The sequence below is a fragment of the Flavobacterium amniphilum genome (assembly GCF_023634845.1).
In the GTDB taxonomy this organism is placed as follows: Bacteria; Bacteroidota; Bacteroidia; order Flavobacteriales; family Flavobacteriaceae; genus Flavobacterium; species Flavobacterium amniphilum.
This window is the reverse complement of sequence record NZ_JAMLJL010000009.1, coordinates 1-26,835: the sequence shown is the minus strand read 5'-3', so window position 1 is coordinate 26,835 and position 26,835 is coordinate 1. Positions and strand designations below refer to the sequence as shown.

21 protein-coding genes are annotated in these 26,835 nt (G+C 37.2%); 7 read left to right on the top strand and 14 right to left on the bottom strand.

The features are described from left to right. Nucleotides 1-94 precede the first annotated feature (94 nt). Genes NAT51_RS11370 through dapF form a run of 4 tightly spaced genes read right to left on the bottom strand, consistent with a single transcriptional unit; the run spans nucleotide 95 to nucleotide 3,374 of the window. Nucleotides 95-973, bottom strand: a complete 879-nt coding sequence (locus NAT51_RS11370) for a YfiM family protein (RefSeq protein WP_262921811.1) — start codon at nucleotides 971-973, stop codon at nucleotides 95-97. A 33-nt stretch (nucleotides 974-1,006) separates the two neighbouring features. After that, nucleotides 1,007-2,035: an endolytic transglycosylase MltG gene (gene mltG / locus NAT51_RS11365; RefSeq protein WP_250599048.1), complete on the bottom strand. Its 1,029-nt coding sequence runs from the start codon at nucleotides 2,033-2,035 to the stop codon at nucleotides 1,007-1,009. Nucleotides 2,036-2,046: 11 nt separating this feature from the next. Continuing rightward, nucleotides 2,047-2,580, bottom strand: a complete 534-nt coding sequence (locus NAT51_RS11360; RefSeq protein WP_250599047.1) for a GNAT family N-acetyltransferase — start codon at nucleotides 2,578-2,580, stop codon at nucleotides 2,047-2,049. 11 nt (nucleotides 2,581-2,591) lie between these two features. After that, on the bottom strand, nucleotides 2,592-3,374 hold the full coding sequence (gene dapF / locus NAT51_RS11355) for a diaminopimelate epimerase (RefSeq protein ID WP_250599046.1): 783 nt from the start codon (nucleotides 3,372-3,374) through the stop codon (nucleotides 2,592-2,594). Between the two features lie 222 nt (nucleotides 3,375-3,596). On the opposite strand from dapF, the gene NAT51_RS11350 reads away from it, so the two are divergent. The 3 genes from NAT51_RS11350 (at nucleotide 3,597) to NAT51_RS11340 (ending at nucleotide 7,032) form a co-directional block, all read left to right on the top strand. Continuing rightward, nucleotides 3,597-4,988, top strand: coding sequence for a Do family serine endopeptidase (locus NAT51_RS11350; protein ID WP_250599045.1), 1,392 nt, complete (start codon nucleotides 3,597-3,599; stop codon nucleotides 4,986-4,988). A 142-nt stretch (nucleotides 4,989-5,130) separates the two neighbouring features. Continuing rightward, nucleotides 5,131-6,579 (top strand): glyceraldehyde-3-phosphate dehydrogenase, encoded by a 1,449-nt coding sequence (locus tag NAT51_RS11345; protein WP_250599044.1) that lies wholly within the window; start codon nucleotides 5,131-5,133, stop codon nucleotides 6,577-6,579. Between the two features lie 120 nt (nucleotides 6,580-6,699). Continuing rightward, nucleotides 6,700-7,032, top strand: a complete 333-nt coding sequence (locus NAT51_RS11340) for a YegP family protein (protein WP_250599043.1) — start codon at nucleotides 6,700-6,702, stop codon at nucleotides 7,030-7,032. Nucleotides 7,033-7,100: 68 nt separating this feature from the next. On the opposite strand, the gene NAT51_RS11335 is transcribed toward NAT51_RS11340, so the two are convergent. Further along, nucleotides 7,101-8,312 carry a peptidoglycan endopeptidase gene (locus NAT51_RS11335; protein ID WP_250599042.1) on the bottom strand — a complete coding sequence of 404 codons (1,212 nt, stop codon included), beginning with the start codon at nucleotides 8,310-8,312 and terminating at the stop codon, nucleotides 7,101-7,103. A 219-nt stretch (nucleotides 8,313-8,531) separates the two neighbouring features. On the opposite strand from NAT51_RS11335, the gene NAT51_RS11330 reads away from it, so the two are divergent. The 4 genes from NAT51_RS11330 (at nucleotide 8,532) to NAT51_RS11315 (ending at nucleotide 11,127) form a co-directional block, all read left to right on the top strand. After that, the gene (locus NAT51_RS11330) at nucleotides 8,532-9,344 is read left to right on the top strand and encodes an SMP-30/gluconolactonase/LRE family protein (protein WP_250599040.1); all 813 of its coding nucleotides are present in this window, start codon (nucleotides 8,532-8,534) and stop codon (nucleotides 9,342-9,344) included. A gap of 5 nt (nucleotides 9,345-9,349) precedes the next feature. After that, entirely contained in the window at nucleotides 9,350-9,595 is a 246-nt protein-coding gene (locus NAT51_RS11325; protein WP_250599039.1) for a hypothetical protein, read from the top strand. A gap of 156 nt (nucleotides 9,596-9,751) precedes the next feature. Next, on the top strand, nucleotides 9,752-10,627 hold the full coding sequence (locus tag NAT51_RS11320) for a TolB family protein (RefSeq protein WP_250599038.1): 876 nt from the start codon (nucleotides 9,752-9,754) through the stop codon (nucleotides 10,625-10,627). Beyond that, complete coding sequence (locus tag NAT51_RS11315; protein WP_250599037.1) at nucleotides 10,627-11,127, top strand: 2'-5' RNA ligase family protein; 501 nt, start codon at nucleotides 10,627-10,629, stop codon at nucleotides 11,125-11,127. The genes NAT51_RS11320 and NAT51_RS11315 overlap by 1 nt, the downstream gene beginning before the upstream one ends. A 50-nt stretch (nucleotides 11,128-11,177) precedes the next feature. On the opposite strand, the gene NAT51_RS11310 is transcribed toward NAT51_RS11315, so the two are convergent. From NAT51_RS11310 to NAT51_RS11270, 9 genes are all read right to left on the bottom strand, one after another. Beyond that, complete coding sequence (locus tag NAT51_RS11310) at nucleotides 11,178-13,442, bottom strand: aconitate hydratase (RefSeq protein ID WP_250599036.1); 2,265 nt, start codon at nucleotides 13,440-13,442, stop codon at nucleotides 11,178-11,180. Nucleotides 13,443-13,975: 533 nt separating this feature from the next. Continuing rightward, entirely contained in the window at nucleotides 13,976-16,747 is a 2,772-nt protein-coding gene (locus tag NAT51_RS11305) for a bifunctional aconitate hydratase 2/2-methylisocitrate dehydratase (protein WP_250599035.1), read from the bottom strand. A gap of 164 nt (nucleotides 16,748-16,911) precedes the next feature. Continuing rightward, complete coding sequence (locus NAT51_RS11300) at nucleotides 16,912-18,033, bottom strand: acyltransferase family protein (protein ID WP_250599034.1); 1,122 nt, start codon at nucleotides 18,031-18,033, stop codon at nucleotides 16,912-16,914. Nucleotides 18,034-18,044: 11 nt separating this feature from the next. Next, entirely contained in the window at nucleotides 18,045-18,998 is a 954-nt protein-coding gene (locus NAT51_RS11295; protein ID WP_250599033.1) for an AAA family ATPase, read from the bottom strand. 78 nt (nucleotides 18,999-19,076) lie between these two features. Further along, entirely contained in the window at nucleotides 19,077-20,438 is a 1,362-nt protein-coding gene (locus NAT51_RS11290) for a peptidylprolyl isomerase (RefSeq protein ID WP_250599032.1), read from the bottom strand. A 22-nt stretch (nucleotides 20,439-20,460) separates the two neighbouring features. Next, nucleotides 20,461-22,437 (bottom strand): peptidylprolyl isomerase, encoded by a 1,977-nt coding sequence (locus NAT51_RS11285; RefSeq protein ID WP_250599030.1) that lies wholly within the window; start codon nucleotides 22,435-22,437, stop codon nucleotides 20,461-20,463. Between the two features lie 165 nt (nucleotides 22,438-22,602). After that, nucleotides 22,603-24,540, bottom strand: a complete 1,938-nt coding sequence (locus NAT51_RS11280) for an OmpA family protein (RefSeq protein ID WP_250599028.1) — start codon at nucleotides 24,538-24,540, stop codon at nucleotides 22,603-22,605. 12 nt (nucleotides 24,541-24,552) lie between these two features. After that, complete coding sequence (locus NAT51_RS11275) at nucleotides 24,553-25,470, bottom strand: PorP/SprF family type IX secretion system membrane protein (protein ID WP_250599026.1); 918 nt, start codon at nucleotides 25,468-25,470, stop codon at nucleotides 24,553-24,555. Between the two features lie 34 nt (nucleotides 25,471-25,504). Then, on the bottom strand, nucleotides 25,505-26,835 hold a 1,331-nt coding region (locus tag NAT51_RS11270; RefSeq protein ID WP_250599024.1), incomplete at its 5' end, for a gliding motility-associated C-terminal domain-containing protein.

Genomic DNA, 26,835 nt, shown 5'->3' with positions numbered 1-26,835 from the left:
ACCCTGAACGTATTTTACCCGGATTCTATCATTGCCAGAAAATTTCTACGGGACAAAGGTAAGGCGTAAATACTTAAAAACGTGTTAATTTCTGTCAAAAATATAAACAGTCAAAGTTAACAACTCCGTTAGCACCCAGTTTTACAGTTGGTGCGGGGATTTTAATCATGTTAATAACAGAGAAAAAAGTTTTTAAAAAGTGTGATTTTGTTTCAATTTTTGACAAATCTGCATCAAAACTCAAATAAAACTCACGATTTCTTTTTATGTAAGACAAATCAGAATCAGAATTTACGAAATCCTCACCTGTAATCATTCCATTTCCGCCATATCCAAGCGCAATATTGAACCATTTCGGAAGCTTAGACTCCTTAAAAAAAGAGCGCAAATTAAAAGATAACCAATACGTTTGTCCATTATAATCTTTCAGCAATTGCTCATTAAAATTTTCTCCTAATGCTTCCGGACGGAGCTTAGCATATTTTGTGGTATGGAAAGAAAACTTTGGAATAATCCGTTGTTCATTCCAGAGCAATTCCTGTGATACATACAAACCAGCCCCAGACACATTCGCAATAATATCACCGGAGGAAGCCCCCCATTTCTGTGAAAATCCGTCAAAAACCTCAACAGTCGTTAAAAAACCCAAACTCAATACCGAGCCATAAACCAATTGTTTATTTTTAGGCAATCCGGCCCAATTCATCGTTTCACAACCCAAGCGGTTTAAATGGTAAGCCGAATAAAAATGTCCAATTTTATCCATTTGAAGCCATTCTGAATTATCATTTATAAAATGAAACTTACTCTGCGGATAATCTTTATACCACAACTGACTCAAACCAACCAATGCACCGGCTGCCAATCCAAATTCGGAGTAAAGGACAGCCTTTTCCCTACTCACATTAAGCGAATCGGCAGGCGTTAAAAAAGAATCGATTCCGGATTGTGAAAATACCGGAATCGAAATCAATAAAAATAGTATGTATTGAAAAAACCTCAAAAACTACTTAATTCCCAATTTATTAACCCATTCAGCATACTTATTGGCATTTTCCACATGCTCCGCATAAGAAGCCGTGAAATCATGGTAACCAAAACGCTCCACACTTGCACAAAAATAAATGTAATCATGCTTTTCAGGATTTAAAACTGCATCAATTGCCGAAATATCAGGCATTGCAATTGGCCCGGGAGGCAATCCAGTATGCACATAAGTATTATAAGGAGAATCAACCCCTAACATTTCTCTACCTTTCACGCGTTTAATCACCAAATCCAAATTATTAGCCTTACGGCGCATAGCAAAAATAATAGTTGGATCAGCCTGCAAAGGCATTTCGGTTTTTAAACGGTTTAAATATACACCAGCCACTCTTGGACGCTCATCTGCTTTTACCGTTTCCTTATGAACAACTGCTGCCAACGTAATCACCTCAACCGGAGTCATATCTAAAGCTTTCGCTTTTGCTTTTCTTTCTTCCGTCCAGAAATTCTCAAATTCAGCAAACATTTTATCCCTGAATTTCTCTGCAGAAGTATTCCATTTGAATTGGTAAGTATTCGGAATAAACATCCCTAAAACCGTTTCCTCATTAAATCCGTTTTTTTTCATGAAAGCCGGATCTTTAATTGCTTTCATCAGACTAAGACTATCTGCTTCAATTTGCGACGAAACCCTTGAAACCAATTTTTCCAGACTTTCCTGATTATTAAAAGCCAGATCAAGCGGTTGATTATGACGCAAAGCCGAAACCAACCCTAAACTTCCGGTTCCTTTCTTAAACAAAAACCGTCCCGGAAATACATTTTCGTCGTACGATCTTATTTTAGCTACAACTTTAAAACCATCAACATCTTTAACATAAGGCTCGATGATTTTCAGAACATCTTCATACTTAGAACCAGTCGGAACAAAAACATAAACCTCATCTTTATCAAACTTTGTATTCGATGCAAAAAGGCTAACATATAAATAGGCTGCAACAGCAACTGCTATTACAGAAAGGACAATAAGAATCTTCTTTTTATTCAAAATAGTGAAATTTAAAAATTTGTATTGATTAACTGGAACAGTATTTCGTCGTAAAATTTACCATTGCGGTAATTCCAGTCTTTTTTGGTTCCAGCTTTAAAGAACCCAAAATTAGTAAAAAGCTTTAAACTTGGCGCATTATCAGAACCAATATTTGCATACAACTGATGTAGATTTAACTTATTAAATGCATAATTAATCAGTAAACCCAACGATTCTTTGCCAATTCCTTTATTACGTTCATCCGGATTATTAATTACAATCCCCAAACCTGCCCTTTTATGCTGTGGATCAAAATCAAACAAATCAATCAAACCGACAGCTTCAAAGGATTCATTTTTACAAATTGCCAAACGCAATTGCTTTGCCTGATAAATATCCTGATGTGCATTTTCGAGATATTGCCGGATTAAAAATCGCGAATACGGTGTTTGCGTACTACTGACTTCCCAAATTGATTCATCATTTTCAATTTTATAGATAAATTCCAAATCTTCGGGTTCGAGTGCGCGCAGGTAAATATTTTCTCCTTTTAAAGTAATCATCCAATTACAATTTAAACAGTAATAATACCTTGGTAAACAAACTTAGCCGGCCCTTTCAAGAACACCTGTGTAAAGAATCCGTTTTTCTCATTAAAGGAAACTTCCAATTCCCCTCCTTCCACACGAAGTTGGATTACCGAACTATTTGTTTTTCCAATTGATTTCATTGCAATAGCCACTGCCGTTGCGCCGGTTCCACAGGAAAGTGTTTCATCTTCCACTCCACGCTCATATGTTCGCAATGCGAATTTGTTTTCATCCGTTTGTGTGACAAAATTCACATTACTTCCTGCCTCACCATACAGATTACCATAACGGATACGTGATCCTTCATTTCTGACATCGAAAATATGCAAATCTTCAACCAATTGAACATGATGCGGTGAACCCGTATTCAGGAAAATGTGGTTTTCATGCTGTTGCACTTCATCAACATCCTTCATCTGAAGCGACACAATATCATTCTCATCAATGGTAGCGTGATGCAAACCGTCAACAGCAATAAAAGTTGTATCATTTTGGATAACACCCAATTTCTTGGCAAAAGCTACCAGACACCGGCCACCGTTACCACACATCGAACTTTGATTCCCATCCGAATTATAATAGACCATTTTGAAATCGGTCGATTCGTCATTTTCCAACAACATCAATCCATCGGCACCAATACCAAAACGGCGGTCGCACAGGAATTCGATTAGTTTGGTATCATTTTTGGGAAATGTTTCAAGGCGATTGTCAATTATAACAAAATCATTCCCTGTTCCCTGATATTTGTAAAATGTATAGTTCATTATAATTATTACTCTTTTAAAATCTGAATCAACGAGATGTAATATAACGCCAAATTCAGAAAAATGATATATTACAGAAGCCTGAAAAAGGCATTCTTACATTACAAAAGTACAAATATTAATGATACGTTAAAGATTGTTAAACGAGCGTTAAACCCATTGACATAAAATAAGAAAATTATATTTTTACGTTATAGAATTATAAAACAAACAATTACAGTTATGAAAAGATTTGGAAGTTTATTTTTAGTTTCTTTATTAAGTGGAGCGACTACTTTGGGAGCTTACAAATTATTAATGGAAAATGATGTTCCCGGCTCAAAATTATCAATTGCATCAGACAGCTTTGCCAGAAACGTGGGTTTTAATGGTGATGCCGTTGATTTTACTGCAGCTGCAGATAATGCAATTCACACAGTAGTACACGTTAAAAACGTTACTGTTTACAATGTTCCCAACAACCCTTTAATGGAATTCTTTTATGGTTACCAGGGAGGTGGCACACCCCAAAAACAAATTGGAACCGGATCAGGAGTTATCATTAGTGAAGATGGATATATCGTAACCAATAACCACGTGGTAAAAGATGCTACAGAATTAGAAGTTACACTAAACAACAACAAAACGTACAAGGCAAAATTAGTGGGTACCGACAGCAAGATGGACATTGCTTTAATCAAAGTTGAAGCGAATGAAAAATTACCGTACGCAACTTTCGGAAATTCAGACAACATCAAAGTTGGCGAATGGGTATTGGCCGTTGGAAATCCATACAATTTAACCTCAACGGTAACTGCTGGAATTGTTTCGGCAAAAGCAAGGGATTTATCAAACAACGGAATTCAGTCGTTTATCCAGACTGATGCAGCGGTAAATCCAGGTAACAGTGGAGGCGCATTGGTAAACACCAGAGGTGAATTAATCGGCATTAACACCATGATATCTTCACCTACAGGAAGTTACACAGGCTATTCATTCGCAGTTCCTTCAAATATCACCCGTAAAATAGTTGAAGACTTAATGGAATTCGGAAATGTACAACGCGGTGTTTTAGGTGTTGAAGGTGGTGAATTGAACGATGCCGCTTCAAAAGAATTCGGCGTAAAGGAGACACAAGGATTTTATGTCAATAAAGTATACAAAAATTCTGGTGCAGAAAAAGGCGGATTGAAAAAAGGCGATGTGATTGTACAGTTAGACAACCAAAAAATTAAAGGTTTTGCTGATCTTACCTCTTACATCAACACCAAACGCCCTAACGATCAGGTACAAGTGGGAATTTTAAGAGGAGATGACAAATTAAACCTACCAATCAAATTAACTAAAAAAGAATTAGTTAACTATGAATACAATGGCTTTGAACTGGAAGATATCGATGCGGCTGATAAAAAACGCTTCAGATTAAGCAACGGTGTAAAAATCAAGGATGTGACCAATGAAAAATTCATGGAATACAAAAATGAATTAATCGGAAGTATCATCTTAAGCATTGACGGTTCGAAAATCACATCAATGGAACAGGCGTCAAAAATGCTGAATTCCAAATCAGGAACTGACAAATTCAGAATTGAAATATTAACCCAAAACGGAGAACAAGTACGCATGTTATTATAAATTGGTTATGTACTTAATTTCTTTAAAAACCTCGGGCTACCCCGAGGTTTTTTTATTTCAAAAATATCCGTTAAAAAGTTTTACGAAAACGTTTGAAATAGCTAATTTTGCGACAGTAAAAACAAAAAACATTTTCATAAAAATGAGCAACACAGCAGTTTACGAAAAAGAGTTAGCTTTTCAGGCAGACAGGAGAAAGGCAGCAGTAGAGTTTATCAAAATTGTCAGCGATTTATGGTACGACAAATCAATCGAAATGGTTCTTTTCAGAAACCAATTGATTGACAGAAGCGTGAGTGATATCATGAATTTACATGAATATGCAGGCGAATTTGTACAAAAACCTATCAATGTATTTGATTCTGTTGAAATCTTAAGAGCAATCAATAATTTAGATTTACCACCTTCACGTTTAGATATTGGAAAACTAACGTACGAATACCACTTAGAAGACAACAAATACAACGATGCGACCGCATTCGTTATCGACAAATTAAAAGACGCTAAACACACGAACGAAATCAAACCTAAAGATGTTGTTTTGTATGGTTTTGGACGTATCGGACGTTTATTGGCTCGTGAAATGATGTCGAAAATTGGAAAAGGGCAACAATTACGTTTACGCGCCATTGTAACACGTGATAAGAATGATGCTGTTTTATTGGAAAAAAGAGCTTCATTATTACGTTACGATTCAGTACACGGAGATTTCGAAGGTTCTGTTCAAGCTGACGTAGAAAACAATGCATTATTAATCAATGGAACTACCGTTCACATCATCACGGCAAATGGTCCGGAAGAAATTGATTATACACAATACGGAATCAACGATGCTTTGGTGATTGACAATACAGGAGCTTTCACAACTGAAGAAGCATTAAGCAGACATTTAACTTCAAAAGGTGTTGACAAAGTATTATTGACAGCACCAGGAAAAGGAGTTCCAAATATCGTATACGGTGTAAACCACGAAGATTACAATCCTGAAGAAGTAAAAATCTACTCAGCTGCATCTTGTACAACCAATGCAATCACTCCGGTTTTAGCTGCAATTGAAGAAACTTTAGGAGTTGAAAAAGGACACATCGAAACAATTCACGCCTACACTAATGACCAAAACTTAGTGGACAATATGCACAAAAAATACCGTCGCGGACGTTCAGCTGCCTTAAACATGGTTATCACCGAAACAGGAGCCGGTAGTGCTGTTGCCAAAGCTTTACCAAGCTTAGCCGGTAAATTAACCTCAAATGCAATCCGCGTACCGGTTCCAAACGGTTCATTGGTAGTTTTAAATCTGGAAGTAAACAAAAACACTTCAGTACAGGATTTAAACAACATTATGAAGAAATATGCATTGGAAGGCAAATTAGTTGAGCAAATCAAATATTCATTAAACAACGAATTAGTTTCATCTGACATTGTAGGAACTTCTGCTCCGGCAATTTTCGACAGCAACGCAACAATTGTTTCGGCTGACGGAAAAAATGTTGTAATGTATGTTTGGTATGATAACGAATACGGATACAGCCATCAGGTAATCCGTTTAGCTAAATATATCGCTCAGGTAAGACGTTATACTTATTATTAATAGTTATTGAATATCACAGTAAAAATCCGCTTTCATGATGAGAGCGGATTTTTTTTATCATCGTATCTTAAAAAGTAGTATCTTTCTTAAAATAAATTAAGAACTTTAAACCAATCATTTATGGGAAAATTTGTAATTTCTAAAAGAACAAACGGTGAGTTTCAGTTTAATTTAAAAGCAGGGAACGGCCAAGTCATTCTTACCAGTGAAGGATATTCAGCCAAAGCAGGTTGTGAAAACGGAATCGAATCGGTTAGAAAAAACTCACAAGACGAATCAAATTTCGACAAAAAAACAGCAGCGAACGGCAAATTTCATTTTAACCTAAAAGCAGGAAACGGCCAAATAATAGGCTCAAGCCAAATGTATGAAGCTGAAGCCGGAAGAGATAACGGCATTAACTCTGTGAAAGAAAATGCACCAGATGCAACTGTTGAAGATGAAACTGTATAATAATTTTATATAAACAATAAAAAACCGCCTTAATATAGGGCGGTTTTTTTTCAATATATAACATAGATTTATTCCAAAACCCTGTTCACCTGAACAAAGCGTCTGGCATAATAAGCCTCTTTTGTCGAAGAAATGATTACACCTGCACTTGTAGAAGAGTGTATGAATTTAATTTCATCTTCCAGCACTTCGGTTACCATTCCCACATGACTCACCCTTCCGCCTCCCATGGTTGCAAAAAAGATCAAATCACCTTTTTGTGCCTGACTGCGCTCAATACGTGTTCCGGCATTTTGAGCCATATCGCGTGAAGAACGCGGCAATGTCATCTCAATGTTTTTAAAAGTCGCAAACATTAATCCAGAGCAATCAAAACCTGCCGGTGTTGTTCCTCCGCTTCTGTAACGTGATCCCAAATTTTCTGATGCTTTTGCAATTAAAAAATCGGCTTTCATGCTCGCATCTGCCGATAAAGGCAACATAGCAACAGGAGCATTTTCGGTAGTAGCCACATCCTGATTGTTTTGAATTTCCTGATTTTCTGGCTGATTCGCTACAACTTCAGTATTTTCCTTATCTTTTTCTTTCTCCTTTTTAATCTCACCTTTGATAACCAAAACATCACCCACATGAAGTCCGCCTCTTGCGTGAGGATTCTTTTCCTCTAAATCAGCTATGGAAATTCCGTAACGCTTGGAGATTCCATATTTCGTTTCTTTTAACTGAACCGTATGTGTAATATTCTCTTCCGAAGTTGCAACATTTTCAACAGCATCTTTTGTACCAACTTCATTCCTTACCGAAGTTGACACATTTTCCAATTCTACTTTTTTTGGTAATTCAGCAATTGAATTTTGACCATAAACTTCTTCAGAAACAGGAATCTGCAATTTCATTCCAATTGCCAAACCTTCTTTTTCAATAGCAGGATTGTTTTCTTTAATGGTCTCGATACTCACTTTGTATTTTTTTGAAATTCCATACAAAGTTTCTTTTGGTAATACTTCGTGATTTACAGTTTTATCTAGCTTTTCATTTTTAACCAACTCTTTCTCAGCGCGTGAAGTTTGCTTGACCGGTATCCACAAAACCGACTTAAGTGCTAAAACACTTCCTTTGGCTTTCGGATTCAACTGATAAATATCATTCAGTTTTACATCATATTTTTTGGCAATGCTATATACAGATTCCCCGCCCGCAACGATGTGTTTGATTTTCTCTTGAGAAAACCCCTTAAACGTAAACAAAAACAGAAATAATAAACAACAATACCTCAACATAAATTTATTTTTGGTTTCGCAAGATAGCGCTAAAGAACCAAACGAAAAAACCTTCACTTTATTTTAGCATTTCTTTAAGATTTCCAAAACACAGAAAATCAATATCAAATTATTAAAAATTGTCAATTTTTCTTAATAAAAAGTTGATAAGTTATTCAACTCTATGTTGTTATTTGAAAAATTAGTAATTTAATTGCACTAAACTAATTAACAATCATAATGAAAAAACTTTACTCTCTATTATTATTCTTTTCGATGGGGATTTTTTACGGAAACGCACAAAAACTTGAACTTCCCGAAAGCGCCACTTATCACCTGCCAACCAAATCGTTTTATATATCCAATGTAAAAAGCAAAAACATCATCCGTCAGAATGCAAAAGGCCAACAGACCGTTTTTGCTCACATAGACGCACAATGTCTGGGTCTAACCATTTACAAGAATACTTTATATGTTGTTGCCGATGATCAGATTATGGGATTTGACATCACGTCCAAAAAATCAGTATTTACAATCACAATCGATGAGGCCAAACAACTCAACGACATAACGGCTGACGAAACCGGAACCTTATATGTTTCAGATAAAGCTGGCAACAACATCTACAAAATCAACACTAAGGAAAAGAAATTCAGCAAACTACTTAAAGCAAATGCCATCAAAGCACCTAACGGACTTTATTATGACAAAACATCAAAAGTCCTTCTGGTTTGCAACACCACCGAAAACAGTAGTATTTTTACAGTTGATTTAAAAGACGGAGATGTTATATCACAATTTGCGACCAATTATACTAATTTTGACGGTTTAGCCGTTGATAACTTAGGAAACATGTACGTTACCAGTTGGTCCAAAGATTGGAAGAAAAGCAAATTACTTCAATTTGGAAAAATGGCCAAACAACCTAAAGTACTGTTATCCAATTCCAAAGGAATGTCTGATTTAGACTATAGTCCGGCTTTAAATAAGTTGATTATGGTAAATTCATTCGAAGGAACCATCAAAGCAGAAAACCCGAAATTAATAAAATAAATACCATGAAAAAGCTCTCTTTTCTTACCTTAACCATTATTCTGGCGAGTTGTAATTGCACCAAAAAAGCTTCCACAACACTGATTCAGGATTGTCCTGATGAAAAAATAGTTGATAAAATGCCAACTGTTGGTGAAAGCAACACTCCAAAAGAATATTACATTTATAAAGGTGAACGTAAAGAAATAAAAGATTTTGATGCAGCCTGGGTTTCCAAAAACTGTAATGTTAAAACCACAACTGTACATTAAAATATCATAATCCGCTTGAAATCAATCAGGCGGATTTTTTTTAATCTGCCAACCCTAATTTTATCACAATTTTTATTTAACAAACTGTTAATTCACTTCAGGCCGAACCGCAATCTGTTTACATTTGACAAAATCAAAAGCAAACAGTTTAAACAAATGAGAAAAATTTTCCTAGCCATCAGCTTACTATCCATTTCATTCACACAAGCACAAACAGAACCAGAAAAATTTGAACCTTATAAAATCTCAAACGGAGGTGTTTTCGGATTGACAATATCTCCCGATTCTGAGACAGCTCTTTGGGTCAATTCCAAAGGAAAAAGAGACACTTTAATCATTATGGAATCCCACAAAAGAGATGGCAAATGGACAAAACCGGTTGTCGCTTCTTTTTCAAGTCAAAAAGGGATGTGGAAAGATATCGATCCTGTATTCACACCTGACGGAAAAACTGTTTTATTCCAATCCAACAGAAGTGTGGAAAACTATCCTGACCGGCAAGGTTTCGATATTTGGGCTGCTAAAAAAATAAAAAACGGTTGGAGCGAACCTTATCATTTAGGACACACCATTAACACCAATGCTTCTGAATCTTTTGCTTCAATGGCCAAAAACGGAAACATTTACTTCATGAAAGACAATGAAAACAAAAAGGGGAATTCAGATATTTGGGTTTCCAAATATGTTAAAGGAGAATACCAAAAACCGGTTAATTTAGGCAATCCGATAAATACCGACGAAAGAGAGTCCAATCCATTCATTTCACCTAATGAAGATTATCTTATTTATTTCTCAACCAAACCGGGCGGATTTGGCGAAATCGATTTTTACATCAGCTTCAACAAGAAAGGAAAATGGAGTGAACCGATTAATTTAGGAAAATCAATTAATTCTGAACTTGCCGAATTCTGCCCGTTTGTACACCAAAAAGAGAAAAAGCTATATTTTTCACGTCAGAAAAAAGAAGAAAACGGAACAATGACCGAGGACATTTATTCCGTTGACTTTGATATAAAGAAATATAAAAAGTAATGATCCAGAAAAGAATACAGCTCACTTTATTTATTCCGTCATTTCAATCTGAAACAATTGAAAAAATAAGAGCTGAATTCAACCCTGAACAATTTCGCTTAATTGATGCACACGTTACTTTATGCCGTGAAGACGAGCTGACAGATATCGGACAGGTTATTCGGAACATTAAAAACAATCCTTTAGAATCAGTAACATTGAATTTAGGCAAAACCAAGCGCTTTTCCGAAGAAAAAGGTGTTTTGATACCTGCTGTCAGTCGTGATGATTCATTTAAACAATTACGGAAAAACATTCTTTCAGGAATTATTGCCGACATAAGAAACCATGAAGCCCACATCACTTTGATGCATCCCAGAAATTCAACATGCACAAATGAAATTTTCAGTCAGATAGAACAATTTCCAATTCCGAAGACAATTATTTTCAATGAAATTTGCCTGATTGAACAAGAAATTGGCCAAAAATGGAAAATTTTGGAGCGATTCCAATTAAAATAAAAAACTCCTGCAGTTGCAGGAGTTTTTTATTTTATACAATTACTTTATCATTAAGCTTTACCGGCAGCAATCAAGTTCAGTGCTGAACCCGCGACAAACCAGCCAATCTGGCTTTCATTATACGTATGGTTCGCAATGATTAGATCTTTTGAACCATCGGCATGGACAAACTCCAAAGTCAATGGTTTTCCCGGTGCAAATTCTGTTAAATCCAAAAAGTTGATCGTATCGTCTTCCTTGATTTTATCATAATCGGCTTCGTTAGCAAATGTCAAGGCTAACATTCCTTGTTTTTTAAGGTTTGTCTCATGAATACGCGCGAAAGATTTCACCAACACAGCTTTCACACCTAAGAAACGTGGTTCCATAGCTGCATGCTCACGGGAAGAACCTTCACCATAATTGTGATCACCCACAACTATAGACGGAACTCCGGAAGCCTTATATGCTCTTTGCACTTTTGGCACCTCATCGTAAGTTCCCGTCAATTGATTTTTAACTGAATTAGCCTTATTATTGAAAGCATTTTCGGCTCCGATTAACATGTTATTTGAAATATTATCCAAATGACCACGGTAACGCAACCATGGACCGGCCATTGAAATGTGGTCGGTTGTACATTTTCCGAAAGCCTTGATCAACAATTTCGCTCCTGTAATATTTTTCCCGTCCCAAGCATCGAAAGGCGCTAATAATTGTAAACGGTCTGATGTTGGCGAAACCACTACCTGAACCGAAGAACCATCAGCAGCAGGAGGTTGGAATCCGGCATCCTCCACATCAAATCCTTTCGTTGGCAACTCATCACCAACAGGAGCATTCAATTTAACTTCCTCTCCATTATCATTCAATAAAGTATCTGTAAGCGGATTGAAATCCAAACGTCCCGAAATTGCAAGTGCCGCCACCATTTCAGGAGAAGTTACAAAAGCATGTGTATTCGGATTACCATCAGCCCTTTTCGAGAAGTTACGGTTGAAGGAATGAACAATTGTATTTTTCTCTTGTTTATCAGCACCTTCCCTATCCCATTGTCCGATACATGGCCCACAGGCATTCGTAAAGACTTTGGTACCCATTTTTTCGAAAGTGGCAATTATGCCGTCTCTTTCAATTGTATAGCGGATTTGTTCAGAACCCGGATTGATACCGAATTCCGCTTTTGGCGTGATACCGTGTGCAACTGCCTGCTCCACAATAGAAGCTGCCCGTGACATATCCTCATAAGACGAATTGGTACACGAACCAATTAGTCCCCATTCAATTTTGATTGGCCATCCGTTCGCTTCTGCTTCTGCTTTCATTTTAGAAACAGGAGTTCCGCGATCCGGAGTAAACGGTCCGTTGATATGTGGTTCTAATTCGGATAAATTGATTTCGATTAATTGGTCGAAATATTGATTTGGATTTGTATATACTTCCGCATCCGCTGTTAGGTAAGAAGCTACTTTATCAGCTGCATTTACCACATCCTGACGGCCTGTAGCGGTTAAATATCTTCTCATCGAATCATCGTAACCAAAGGTTGAAGTTGTCGCACCGATTTCGGCACCCATATTACAGATTGTTCCTTTTCCGGTGCAAGACATTGATTCAGCACCTTCACCAAAATATTCCACAATAGCTCCGGTTCCTCCTTTTACGGTTAGGATATCGGCTACTTTCAAAATAACATCTTTCGGTGCAGTCCAGCCGTTTAGTTTTCCGGTCAATTTTACACCGATTAATTTCGGAAACTTCAATTCCCATGACATTCCCGACATGACATCAACCGCATCGGCACCACCCACACCAATGGCCAGCATACCCAAACCACCGGCATTAACCGTGTGTGAATCGGTACCAATCATCATTCCGCCCGGAAAGGCATAATTTTCCAATACGATTTGGTGGATAATCCCGGATCCCGGTTTCCAGAATCCGATTCCGTATTTATTTGAAACAGAAGATAAGAAATCAAAAACTTCTTTCGACTGTGTATTTGCAACCTGCAAATCTGTAGCAGCACCAACCTTAGCCTGGATCAAGTGATCACAGTGCACGGTTGTAGGAACCGCCACTTTACTTTTACCTGCATGCATGAACTGCAATAACGCCATTTGGGCCGTTGCATCCTGGCACGCCACTCTATCGGGAGCAAAATCAACATAATCTTTACCTCTTGAAAACGCCTGTGTAGGGTTTCCTTCCCAAAGGTGGGAATATAAAATCTTTTCTGATAACGTAAGCGGACGCCCGACCAATTCACGTGCTTTATCCACACGGGAAGCCATAGTTGCGTACACTTTTTCAATCATTTCAATATCAAAAGCCATAATAGTAAGTTTTTATTTTTTGTTGTTTGTTTATAACCCTACAAGTTACAAAAAAATTGCGCAGTAATAAAAAAAAGCCCGGGTTATTAGCTCGGGCCTGAGGTTATACCTGCATATGTTTATCATCTTTTAATTCGTCAAACAAAATGATTGTTGAATTAGAAGTGCAAAGTCAGATCCCGATAGCTATCGGGATTGCGGAGCAAACCTATCTTAAGACTTCGCAGAGCTGGGGATGACCTTTTATTTTTTTGTGATAAATTTTTTGTGATAAATTTTTTTATCACACTTTTTTTATCACAAACTTGTGATAATTTTTCTGTGATATTTTTTTTTATCACACTTTTTTTATCACATGCTTTGTATAACTGATAAAAGTTGTGAGGTAGGCAACGAGAATTTAAAAGATTGACGATGATAGATATTCAAAGTCAGGTCCCGATAGCTATCGGGATTGCGGAGCGGGATAAAACAGCAATAAAAAAAAGCCCGAGTTTTAGGACTCGGGCTTCTGGTATTTATATACTAAATAATTATTTCACTAACAACTTGTGCGAAGGCGCAAACTTAGTTAAGTTGATACCTTCTACCGCTGTAGTATATTCTTCGATAGTTGGAGTTCTACCTAAGATTGTAGACAATACCACAACCGGAGTTGAAGAAAGTAATGATTCTCCTTTTTTCTCTGTAGAATCTTCTACCACACGGCCTTGGAACAAACGTGTAGACGTAGCCATTACCGTATCTCCTTTAGCCGCTTTTTCCTGGTTACCCATACAAAGGTTACATCCAGGACGCTCCAGATATAACATGTTTTCGTATTCAGTACGTGCTGCACCTTTAGGCGCATTATCGTCGAATTCGAAACCAGAGTATTTCTGTAATACTTCCCAGTCGCCTTCCGCTTTTAATTCATCAACGATGTTGTATGTTGGAGGAGCAACAACAAGCGGAGCATTAAACTCAACCTTCCCTTTTTGTGCTTCCACATTTTTAAGCATTTGAGCCAGGATTTTCATATCGCCTTTGTGCACCATACAAGATCCGATGAATCCTAGATCCACTTTTTTAGTCCCTCCGTAGAAAGATAACGGACGGATAGTATCATGTGTATAACGTTTTGAAACATCAGCATTGTTTACATCCGGGTCAGCAATCATCGGCTCAGCGATCTGATCTAAATCAACAACCACCTCAGCATAATATTTAGCGTTTGCATCTGGACGTAAAGCTGGTTTTTCACCTGATCTGATTTCAGCAATACGCTTGTTTGCCCTGTCAATTAAACCTTGTAATACTTGGTTTGCATTGTCCATTCCTTTATCGATCATGATTTGGATTCTGCCTTTCGCAATTTCCAATGATTCGATTAACGTTTCATCTTCAGAAATACAGATAGACGCTTTTGCTTTCATTTCAGCCGTCCAATCGGTAAAGGTAAATGCCTGATCCGCTGTTAACGTACCAATGTGAACCTCGATAATTCTTCCCTGGAAAACATTTTCCCCACCATATTGGTGCAACATTTGTGCTTGCGTCGCGTGAACCACATCACGGAAGTCCATGAACGAAGCCATATTTCCTTTGAAAGTCACTTTTACCGATTCCGGAATTGGCATAGAAGCCTCACCGGTTGCCAAAGCTAAAGCTACAGTACCAGAGTCGGCACCGAAAGCCACACCTTTAGACATACGTGTATGCGAGTCACCACCGATGATGATTGCCCACTCATCGATAGTAATATCGTTCAATACTTTGTGGATAACGTCAGTCATTGAATGGTAAACACCTTTCGGATCACGGGCTGTGATCAAACCGAAGTCATTCATGAATTTCATCAATTTCGGAATGTTAGCCTGTGCCTTTTTATCCCAAACCGAAGCGGTGTGACATCCCGATTGGTACGCACCGTCAACGATTGGCGAAATCACGGTAGCCGCCATTGATTCTAATTCCTGAGCCGTCATTAAACCTGTAGTATCCTGAGAACCTACGATGTTTACCGTCACACGAACGTCTGAACCTGCATGTAACGTTTTTCCCGGAGTCGTTCCCACAGCATTTCTGTTGAAGATTTTCTCAACTGCTGTTAAACCTTGTCCGTCATTAGAAATTTCTTTTGATGGAGCAAATACAACCGGTGCTGTAATCCCCAATGTTTTAGCAGCAAATGTTTGTAGTTTTTTTCCAAAAACAATTGCGTATGATCCACCCGCTTTGATAAATTCCATTTTTTGCGGTGTGAATGCTTTGGCAACATCAATCAATTCCTGATCTCCGTTGTATAATTTTTTTGCTTTTGTATTAATAGTAAGCACGGTTCCGGTTGCAACTGAATAAGCTTCTTCCAAAATCGGCTCTCCGCTTTCGTTACGGACAACTTCACCATTAGCATCCGTCTTTTTAACCCAGTTTTTAAGGTCAAGACCAATACCTCCGGTTACGTCAACAGTAGTAAGGAAAATTGGAGAAATTCCGTTGGTACCACCCACAATTGGAGCGAAGTTTACGAAAGGAACATATTTACTTGCCTGTTTACCTGTCCAAAGCGCTACGTTATTCACACCTGACATACGGGAAGAACCTACACCCATTGTACCTTTTTCAGCAATTAACATCACCGATTTATCAGGATGTTGTGCCTGTAATGCTTTGATTTCTTCCTGAGCTTCAGGTGTAATCATACATTTCCCGTGTAATTCACGGTCAGAACGTGAGTGTGCCTGGTTACCCGGTGATAATAAATCGGTTGAAATATCTCCTTCGCCGGCGATAAAAGTAACTACTTTGATTTCTTCAGCAACCTCTGGAAGCTTTGTAAAAAATTCGGCTTTAGCATAGCTTTCCAAAATCCCTTTTGCTACTGCATTTCCTTTTTCAAAAGCCACTTTCAAGCGATCCATATCAGCATCGTATAAGAAAACCTGCGTTTTTAAAACTTCACCGGCTTGCTCAGCAATGGCGCCATCATTTCCTAAAGCCAAATCCAACAATACCTTGATTGAAGGACCACCTTTCATATGTGATAACAATTCAAAAGCAAATATCGGAGTGATTTCAGCAACAGCTACTTCTCCAAGAATAATTTCTTTTAAAAACTCAGCTTTTTCACCGGCAGCACTTGTAGTACCCGGCAACGTATTGTAAATAAAAAACTGAAGTGAATCTTCACGATATGGATTATTTACATCTTTTATCTGTGAAATAATTTCACTTAATAATTCTGCTCCATCGATTGGTTTCGGGTGAAGTCCCTGACCTTTACGTTCTTCAATTTCTTTAATGTAATCTTGATAAGTATTCATTTTAGAAGTTTTATTTTTTGTTGCACAAATTTACAAAATTGGATTTTTGGTTGAAAATTTTTCAATCAAATAAGTTATTCAGTTGTAATCATTTACGAAAAGCATACTCTAGGGAATGTTTTTTTGCGAAAATTCAAATTAACAGAAATATTATTGACAGAATATTAATTTTTATCCCTGAGATTTGTCATCGGTTTTTCAAAAAAACGGTATAAAAGATACGAAAGGGAAATAACCAGTAACCAATACACTAAAGTATAGATCCACAAACCTATACCTTTTAAATTTTCAGACGGACAAATGGTTTTCATCGCATGTAGAATAACCGTATAATGCAGTAAATAAATACTATATGCCAATAAACTGATTAATGTTACCCATTTCAGGACAAAACCTTCTTTCATCTTAAACCGGGCCAAATACGGAATGGTCAAACAAATCGCGATTGAATTGAGCGGCAAATACAAAACATCAAAAAAGAAAGGAGTACGCTGTACCTGTACACCGATAGCGAAAATAAAAATATGAAGTATGAAAACACCCAAAAAACCAACCACAAAGAATACGCGTTCCAACGTTGGTGTGATAATCCCTTTACTGAAGAAATAGTACAATACAAATCCGTAATAAATAGCGTCCAGACGATACACAGAAACTTTCCTTAGATTCTCGTTCCAATCGTATATGGATTTTGTTTCATGATGAAGATTGTAATACAGCCTGACACCGAAAAACACAGCTATAATAAACAGACACATCCATAAAAAAAGTTGGCTCCTCTTTTTTTCCGGAAAAAACCGTATTAGAAAAAAAAGCGTGAATGGCCCAATAATATAACAAAACTGCTCAACTGAAAGGCTCCAGGCAACCCGGTAAAAATCAGGCGAAGTGGTTGTGAAATTTTGAAGATAGACAAAATACAGAATCAGCTTTTCGGGGATTTTCTGATAAATAGCATACCATAAAATCAAATTCAGAAAAAGCACAAAATAATAGTTTGGTAAAGTTCGGTACCATCTTCTTTTCAAAAACTGAAAAATAGACTGCACCGAAAAATCATCATCCATAATGAGCCGCATTACTATTTTACCAATCAGAAAGCCGCTGATAACAAAAAAAATCTCAACCCCAATGGTACCGCTAAGCTGCATGAGCCAACTAACCAATGGCGGGTAATGATTGCTTATCCACAAAGTATGCGCAAAAACCACCAAAGTAATCGCAACAGTCCGAGCTAAATCCAGTCCGGGATTCCTTTTGGATAAATCAACATCTAAACCAAACATTCAAGTCAGTATTAAAACAACTTTTTGATGATTATTTCTTCAGAGATACCCTCAGCATCAGCTTTGTAATTTTTAATAATTCTGTGACGAAGGATTCCTGTGGCCACTGCTTGAACATCTTCGATATCCGGAGAGAATTTTCCGTTTAACGCTGCATGTGTCTTGGCAGCCAGGATCAGATTCTGCGAAGCTCTTGGTCCAGCCCCCCAATCCAGGTAATTTTTAATAAAATCTGTAGCCAATGCATTATCAGGGCGTGTTTTGGAAACCAAAGTAACGGCATATTCGATTACATTATCTGCTACCGGAATACGACGGATTAAATGTTGGAAATCGATAATTTCCTGCGCAGTAAACAACGGATTAATCTGAACTGAAGAATCAGTAGTTGTGCTTTTCACCACCTGAACCTCTTCAGCAAATGAAGGATAATCAAGCTTAATGGCAAACATAAAACGGTCCAACTGTGCTTCAGGCAACGGATAAGTTCCTTCCTGCTCAATTGGGTTTTGTGTTGCCAACACAAAGAAAGGCAAAGCTAATTTATAATGATGACCCGCAATGGTAACCGCTTTTTCCTGCATCGCTTCTAACAAGGCAGCCTGTGTTTTAGGCGGTGTACGGTTAATCTCATCCGCTAAAATAATATTGGAAAATATTGGTCCTTTAATAAATTTAAAAGTTCTGTTTTCGTCTAATATCTCACTTCCTAAAATATCCGAAGGCATCAAATCAGGAGTAAACTGAATACGTTTAAAATCCAAACCAAGTGCCTGGGAGATTGTATTCACCATTAACGTTTTTGCCAATCCGGGAACTCCTACCAACAAGGCATGACCACCCGAAAAAATACTCAGTATGATTTGATTGACAACTTCTTCCTGACCAACAATGATTTTTGAAATTTCCTGTTTAAGCTCTTTTTGTTTTTGAACTAAATTTTGAATAGCAGCGACATCAGACATCTTGGAATATATTTAAATTAAAAAGAGTTAGCTTATAGATTTATAAAACTAACTCTTTTCTTTGAAATACTAAAATAATTATTTTTTCAACCAGTTATTAGTAAAAGTACAATCGCGGTATTCGCCATTGATTTTCACATAGGTTTCTTTAATTTTTTCTTCAGACCATTTAGCAATAGCCTTGATTTGTTTTTCTTTTAAAGCCAATTCTTTCAAACGGCCGTAATCTTTTGAATAATCAGCTGTATGCTCATCAAAACGGTTTGTAACCGTCATGATTTTGAAGAATTTACCTCCGGCACGTTCTTCATCAGCCATTGGCAATGAAACTTCCCCTTCTTTCAAATTGGCAACAATACTATACAATGACGGATCCATTTTTGTCAATTCAAAACGAGAATCCTGTGTCTTAGGATTCGTCAAAACACCTCCATCATTACGGGTTTCTTTCTCATCAGACATTGTACGGGCAGCCTCTGCAAATGAGATTTCTTTGTTTACGATTCTTCTTCGGATCAAATCAATTTTTTCCTTAGCAGCTTTCATAGCTTCAGGAGAAACTTTTGGTTTTAAAAGAATGTGTCTTACATCAATTTCCTGACCTCTCACTTTCTCCAAATAAATAATATGGTAACCGAATTCTGTTTTGAATGGCTCGGAAATTTCACCTTCCTGCAAACTAAAAGCTACATCTTTAAACTCTTTAACAAATTGTGTTTTACGGTTCATTTTATATAAACCTCCGGTAGATCTAGATCCTTCATCTTCGGTATATAGAACTGCTTTACTGAAAAAACTAGCCCCGTTTTCAAGAATATCTTTCTTAAATCCTTTCAGCTGATCAATCACCTTTTGTTCCTCTTCTTTAGAAACTACTGGCTTCACAACAATTTGTGCCACTTCCATTTCAGCACCGAAAACCGGCAGCTCGTCTTTAGGTATTCTCTTGAAAAAATCACGGACCTCTTCAGGTGTAATCGTCACACCATCTACAATTTTACGCTGCATTTCGGCAGTTAATTTATTGGTTTTGATAATTTCAAAAAGTTCCGTTTTCAAATCTTCTTCACTCGATTTTTTAAAATACTGCACCACTTTTTCAGTACTTCCCAACTGCTCAACCATATAAGCATACTGCTCATCCAGCTTTTGATTTACTTCAGTATCGGTAACAATAATACTATCCTGAATAGCCTGATGAGCATAAAGTTTGTCTTCCAACATTTTCCCCAACATCTGGCAGCGTGAAATATCATTTGTTTCCACACCTTGCTGTTTCAATTCCAAATAGGTTTTATCAATATCAGAATCCAAAATAATATAATCACCCACTACACCAATCACACCATCAACTTTGGTTTTTTTCTCCTGTGCCGAAGCTCCGAAAGCCATCAGCAAAGTCGCGATGATTACATTACATTTAAAGTTTAAAAATTTCATTTTATCTATTTATTGGCATTAATTATTTTTTCATTGCTGTTTTCAATCTTTCAAAAACATCCTGATTTATAGCAATTTTAAATTCGTTTTTCAATTCAGAAACCCAGTTGTCTTCCAAAAATTGTTGGTAATCATTAATTACCCTACCACGGGTTTCGTCAAGTGCTTTAGGTCCGGCCGGGATGGTTTTTACCACTTTGTTTACAAAATAAAATTCACCATCCTTGTATACTTCAGAAACTCCTGTTTTAAAGGCAACATTTTTAGGAAAATGCTCATTACCTTCTTCAAACGTTTCTTCTTTGGCCATGATATTTACCACTTCTTTCGTGTTCAGTTTTTCCTTAATCGCATCGATAGTGGCATCAGACTGCAACATTTTTTGTGTTTTTTTGGCAAAATCAGATTTAGTCGACGAAGCAATAATTACATCCACCCTATTCTTCCATTGGTATTTACCCTTATTCTTTTCGTAGAAACCTTTCAAACCTAACGTATCCTGTTTAGCTTTATTCCAGATTTCTTTCTCCATTAAATCAAAAAGCAACAAACCATCACGGTACTCTTCCACCACGTTGGCGAATTCGGGAAATTCATTTTCCAGATTATCATTGTAATAGATATTCAACTGATTATCCACAAATTTCTCATACAAATGATCTACCAGGTTACCGATTGGCTTGATTTTAAGATTTGATTTTTGCTGTGACTCCAATTCTCTAAGGAATCCGGTAGCCAATACCGGTTTGTCCTGTATTTTCACCAATTCCTTTTCAAAATCTTTAGTATCCGCAGGCATTACCCATTTTCCTTCATAATAAACATCTGTTACTGCGGTTTTAATCTGTTTGTAAACTTTATCATTACGTTTAACAACGTACTTTTTACGGAGTTTAGCATTCAACGAGTTTGTAATTAAACGGGAACGGTCATCTCTTCTTATTTTATTTTCCAGTTCACGCTCTAAATCTTCTAACTTCTGAATGGGATGTTTTTCAACCAATTTTATGATATGCCATCCAAATTGTGTTTCAAACGGCTCTGAATAATCACCAACATTTTTCAATCCGAATGAAATGTTTTCAAATTCTTCCGAACTCAATTGGCCTGAACCGAATTTTGGCAATACACCGCCTCTCGGTCCGGAATTTTTATCTTCAGAAAATTGGGCTGCAAGGCTTTCAAATTTCTCTCCCTGCTTCAATTTTGTATAAATTTCTTTAATTGTATTTTTAGCTTTTTCCAAATCCGCCGATTCATTCCCGGTTGGTTTCGGTTTTACGATCATGATATGCGCTACGGAAACTTCTCCTCTGTTATCACGAAGATCGGCCACTTTTACCAAGTGGTATCCGAACTTTGTTCTGACCGGCATTGAAATATCACCAACTTTAGTTTTAAAGGCAGCACTTTCAAAAGGATACACCATTCTAAACGCCGAAAAATAGCCTAAATCTCCTTTATTTTCCTTTGCCGAAGGATCCTGGGAATATTTAGCTGCCAAATCACCGAAGTTCTCTCCGGCCAATGCGCGTTTTCTTAGATCCAGAATTTCATTATATGCTTTCAAAGAATCAGCAGGAGCTGCATTTTCATCAACCATAATTAAAATATGTGATGCTCTTACTTCTTTCTGCATTCTTGCATAAGCTTCGTCAATCAAAGCCTTAGTCACTTTGGTATCTGAAGTATAATTTTTAGCCAACTGACTTCTATATGATTTTAATTCGTTGACATATTTCGGATCGTTTTGCAATCCTAATTTATTCGCTTTATTGATTTTTAATTTGTATCCAACGAAAAGTTCCAGATACTGATTTAAATCTTTTTGCGATTCATCTTTGACAAGGTCGATATTCTTATTATAAACTCTTGCAAATTCATCGGTATAGTAAGGTTTATTATCTACCGTAAACAATACTTCTTTCTTAATTTCCTGCGAAAAAGAAACAGCATTTACGCCTAGCAGTACACTTAAAACTAATTTATTAAACTTCATATTCCTTAATTTAATGAGGCTGTTTTTGGGTTGGTTTTTTTAATAACGAACAAAAATAGCAATTCGGATACATTATACAAGTAAAATGCAATCTATTAACAATATTTTATCCAAAGAAAAAGGCATCAATTAACTGATGCCTTTTAAATTTTAATAAATATCCGTTTACATTTTCAAAATAATAAACTCACTTCTACGGTTCATCTGATGTTCTTCTTCAGAACAATTCACTCCGTCACCACAATGGTTTATCAACTGGCTTTCACCATAACCTCTTCCCGAAAGTCTTTCCTTCTCAATTCCGTTTTTAACCAACCAGTCAATAGTTGATTTTGCCCTTGCACTGGATAACTTTTCATTGTAAGCATTCGTTTGACGGCTATCCGTATGTGAACGGACATCAACTTTCATAGTTGGGAATTCCTTCATGATTTCAGCAATTTTAGCCAAATCAGCCTGAGCATCAGAACGGATATTTGATTTATCCAGATCAAAATAAATAATTTTTATATTGAACGTTTTTGCCAAATCGGTTCCCGGTTTGATCTCTTTAAGCTTTTTACTTAATGCAATCGGAAGATCTGTCTTCCCGCTTGAATCCGGCAGAACAACATTTTGTTCTTTGGTTTCATACTCTGCTTGCTCGGCCCTTACATAATACTTCTGACCACATTTAACCTCAAATTGATATGAAGATTTACCATCAGTAGTAACTTTTGAAAGTAAATTGAATTTATCATCAAATAAAGATACTGTTGAACCAGGCAAGATCACACCGGTTTCTGCATCAGTTACAAGACCGGCTAATTCACTTTTACAATCAATAACAAGAGGTTCCTTTTCGGTAAAACTATAAATATCGTCAAGTCCTTTTCCTCCGTTTCTGTTGGAAGAAAAATAACCTTTACGCGTAGAATTGTCAATTATAAAAGCGAAATCATCCATTGGACCGTTAATTGGCGCTCCTAAATTTACTACAGGACCAATTGATCCGTCCGTGTTTATTTTAGTCACAAAAACATCCAATCCACCTAATCCCTGATGACCATCTGATGCAAAATACAACTCATTATCCTGCGTAACAAACGGGAACGTTTCTCTTGCCTCCGTATTAATCGCATTTGATAATTTTTCAGGAGTTCCGTATTGGTTTTCACCTAAGATTGCTACTTTAAAAATATCAGACTGTCCGTTTGTACCCGGCATATTAGAAGCGAAATACAACGTTTTCTCGTCCGGACTTAAAGCAGGATGGGCAACACTGTATGCATTACTGTTAAAAGGTAACTCTGTAACATTCTCCCATTTACCTTCAGCATTCAATACCGCTTTGTATAACTTCAAATTAATTACTTGCTTCTCATCCCTTCCGATTTTTCCTTCAGTAAAATTATTACGGGTAAAATAAACCGTTTTCAAATCTTTTGTAAATACCGGAGTATCTTCGTGAAATTTAGAATTTATTGTTTTTGAGAAGCGTTCAGGGTTTGTCAGATCATTTTCTTCTGTTCTGTTTGAAACATAAAAATTAGTAAACGACTGATTTGTCCATCTTGTTTGAACACGGGCAAAACCGGTTGTATCCCTTGAAGTTGAAAAAACAACTTTGTCGCCAAAAAAAGCAGTTCCATAATCTGATTTACGGGTATTCACCGTGGTACTTTTAACTTCGTACCTTCCTGAATTTTTTTCAATTGTTTTTTTATAATCTCTTTGTTTGTTATATAAATTAGCCCGGATATCATTTGCAGACAACTTATAAAACTTGTCCAAATATTCATCCGCTTTTTTATAATCTTCGGCTGCTTTAAGTGTTTGTGAATAACGGTAATAATACTCACTTTCAATTGGCTGACCAAGTGCAAAAAGTTCTGTATACCATTTATTGGCTTCTTTCAGATTTGCATTGAAATAATAGGAATCTCCTAATTTCTGAAACAATTCTTTCGACTTATACCCTTTTTTAGCCACTTTCAAATAAGTTTCGGTAGCATCAATATAAGCAAGGTCATTAAATTGAGTATCTCCTTTTGCAACTTTTGTCTGTTGTGCCTGCATTTGCAATCCAAATAACAAAACACATATCATATAAATTTTTCTCATACCAGTCATTATTTAGAAGAATCTTGGAGAAATTACTTTATCATACTTTCTGAATAACTCATATCTAAGAAACACCTCATGTGATCCTGAATTAAAATTCCCCAGTCTTGTTGTTTCCCTGTCATATGAATAACCGATCAACCAGGAATCTGAAATCTGAAAACCTGCCATTGCACTTACCGCAGCACTCCATCGGTATGCAGCACCAAGTGTAAGTTTATCAAAAAACAGGAAATTAGCCGACAAATCAACCTGTAAAGGAGCACCTTGAACTACTTTACTTAAAACTGATGGTTTAAATTTCGTTTCACTTCCCAAATTAAAAACGTGTCCTGCCATGACATGCAAATGCATTCTATCACTCGCAACATACTGTATATCATTATCATAATAATTATTTTCCAAAATATAAGGAACAGACAATCCTAAGTATGTTTTTTCAGAATACCAATACAAACCAGCACCTATATTGGCAGAAAATCTATTATCGATATTTTCACGGTTCAGACCATCATTCGGATTAAACAGCTTAACTTTTGTAAAATCAACTTTGAACATATCTGCTGTTCCTTTTACCCCAAAAGCCAGTTTAAAGTTTTCGGAAGTAGGGACGTAATAACTCAAATCCACAGAAAGAACATTGTTGTCGGATGGACCTAATCTATCATTAATCACGCTCACACCTAAACCAAATTTTTGTGAAATTCCCAAAGGTGAACTGATAACCGCCGTATTTGTTACCGGCGCACCATCTAATCCCACCCATTGGGTTCTGTGCATAATCAATCCACTCAAAGAACCTCTTGAACCGGCATAAGCAGGATTTATATTCCCCGTATTGTACATATACTGGGTATACTGTGCTTCTTGTTGTGCATTAGCAAAGATGCAGCTCAGTAATAATCCTAATATAATTAATCTTAATTTCATAATCATTTTTTTAAATTTCAACAGACATTATAGATTATCTGTTTATATATAAATATCCTGCTTTTTCTTTTGTTACCCCATCAGTTTTGGTATATCTGACAATGTAATAATATGTTCCTTCCGGCAAATTATCATCTTCACTTACTGTCGTTCTTCCTCTTGATCTTCCGTCAAAAGCCACATCAGTATTGTTATACTTTTTAGCCTGATACACCAATATTCCCCATCTGTTGTAAATCTCAACAGTATTATTAGGATATTTAGTTATTCCATCGATATAGAACACATCATTATCTCCATCTCCGTTCGGTGTCATATGCGTATAAATATCTATATCTTCTATCGTGTTAACAATAACCGTTACAACAGCTGTAGAACAGTTACCCGGATTCAATATTTCACAAATTGTATATGTAATCTGATAAGTTCCTGCCGGTGTTCCCGGATTAACATAAACTGTTCCGTCTGGGTTCAAAACAATATGACCTGTAGGATCCGGAGCGTCAACTGTCAATGTGACTTCGGACAATCCTGTTGGATTCCCATCCAATGTATCATTCTCGAACACATCAATAACTGCTGTTCCACCATTTGATCCGGATTGCATCGTCTCCGAATCATCATTTGCATCGATCACAGGAGCCGTTACCGTAACCACACTGATTACCGTATCACAGTTCGATGGGTTGGTCACCTCACAGATGGTATATTCTACGTTGTACGATCCAGCCGGGGTATTACCTGCCACTGTCACCGTACCGTCAGGGTTTAAAGTTAAGCCCGTTGGAACACTAACCGGAGTTAATGTTACCTGTCCAGGATTTGTGCCGATCACTACCGGGTTACCGTTCAAAGTATCGTTCAGTACCACAGTCGGCGTTGTGCCGCCAGTGTTACCGCTGATTGGTCCGTAAGTCTCCGTTACCGCATCGATCACTGGAGCCGTTACCGTAACCACACTGATTACCGTATCACAGTTCGACGGGTTGGTCACCTCACAGATGGTATATTCTACGTTGTACGATCCAGCTGGGGTATTTCCTGCCACTGTCACTGTACCGTCAGGGTTTAAAGTTAAGCCCGTTGGAACACTAACCGGGGTTAGGGTTACCTGTCCAGGATTTGTGCCGATCACTACCGGGTTACCGTTCAAAGTATCGTTCAGTACCACAGTCGGCGTTGTGCCGCCGGTGTTACCATTAATCGGCCCGTAAGTCTCCGTTACCGCATCGATCACTGGAGCCGTTACCGTAACCACACTGATTACCGTATCACAGTTCGACGGGTTGGTCACCTCACAGATGGTATATTCTACGTTGTACGATCCAGCCGGGGTATTACCTGCCACTGTCACCGTACCGTCAG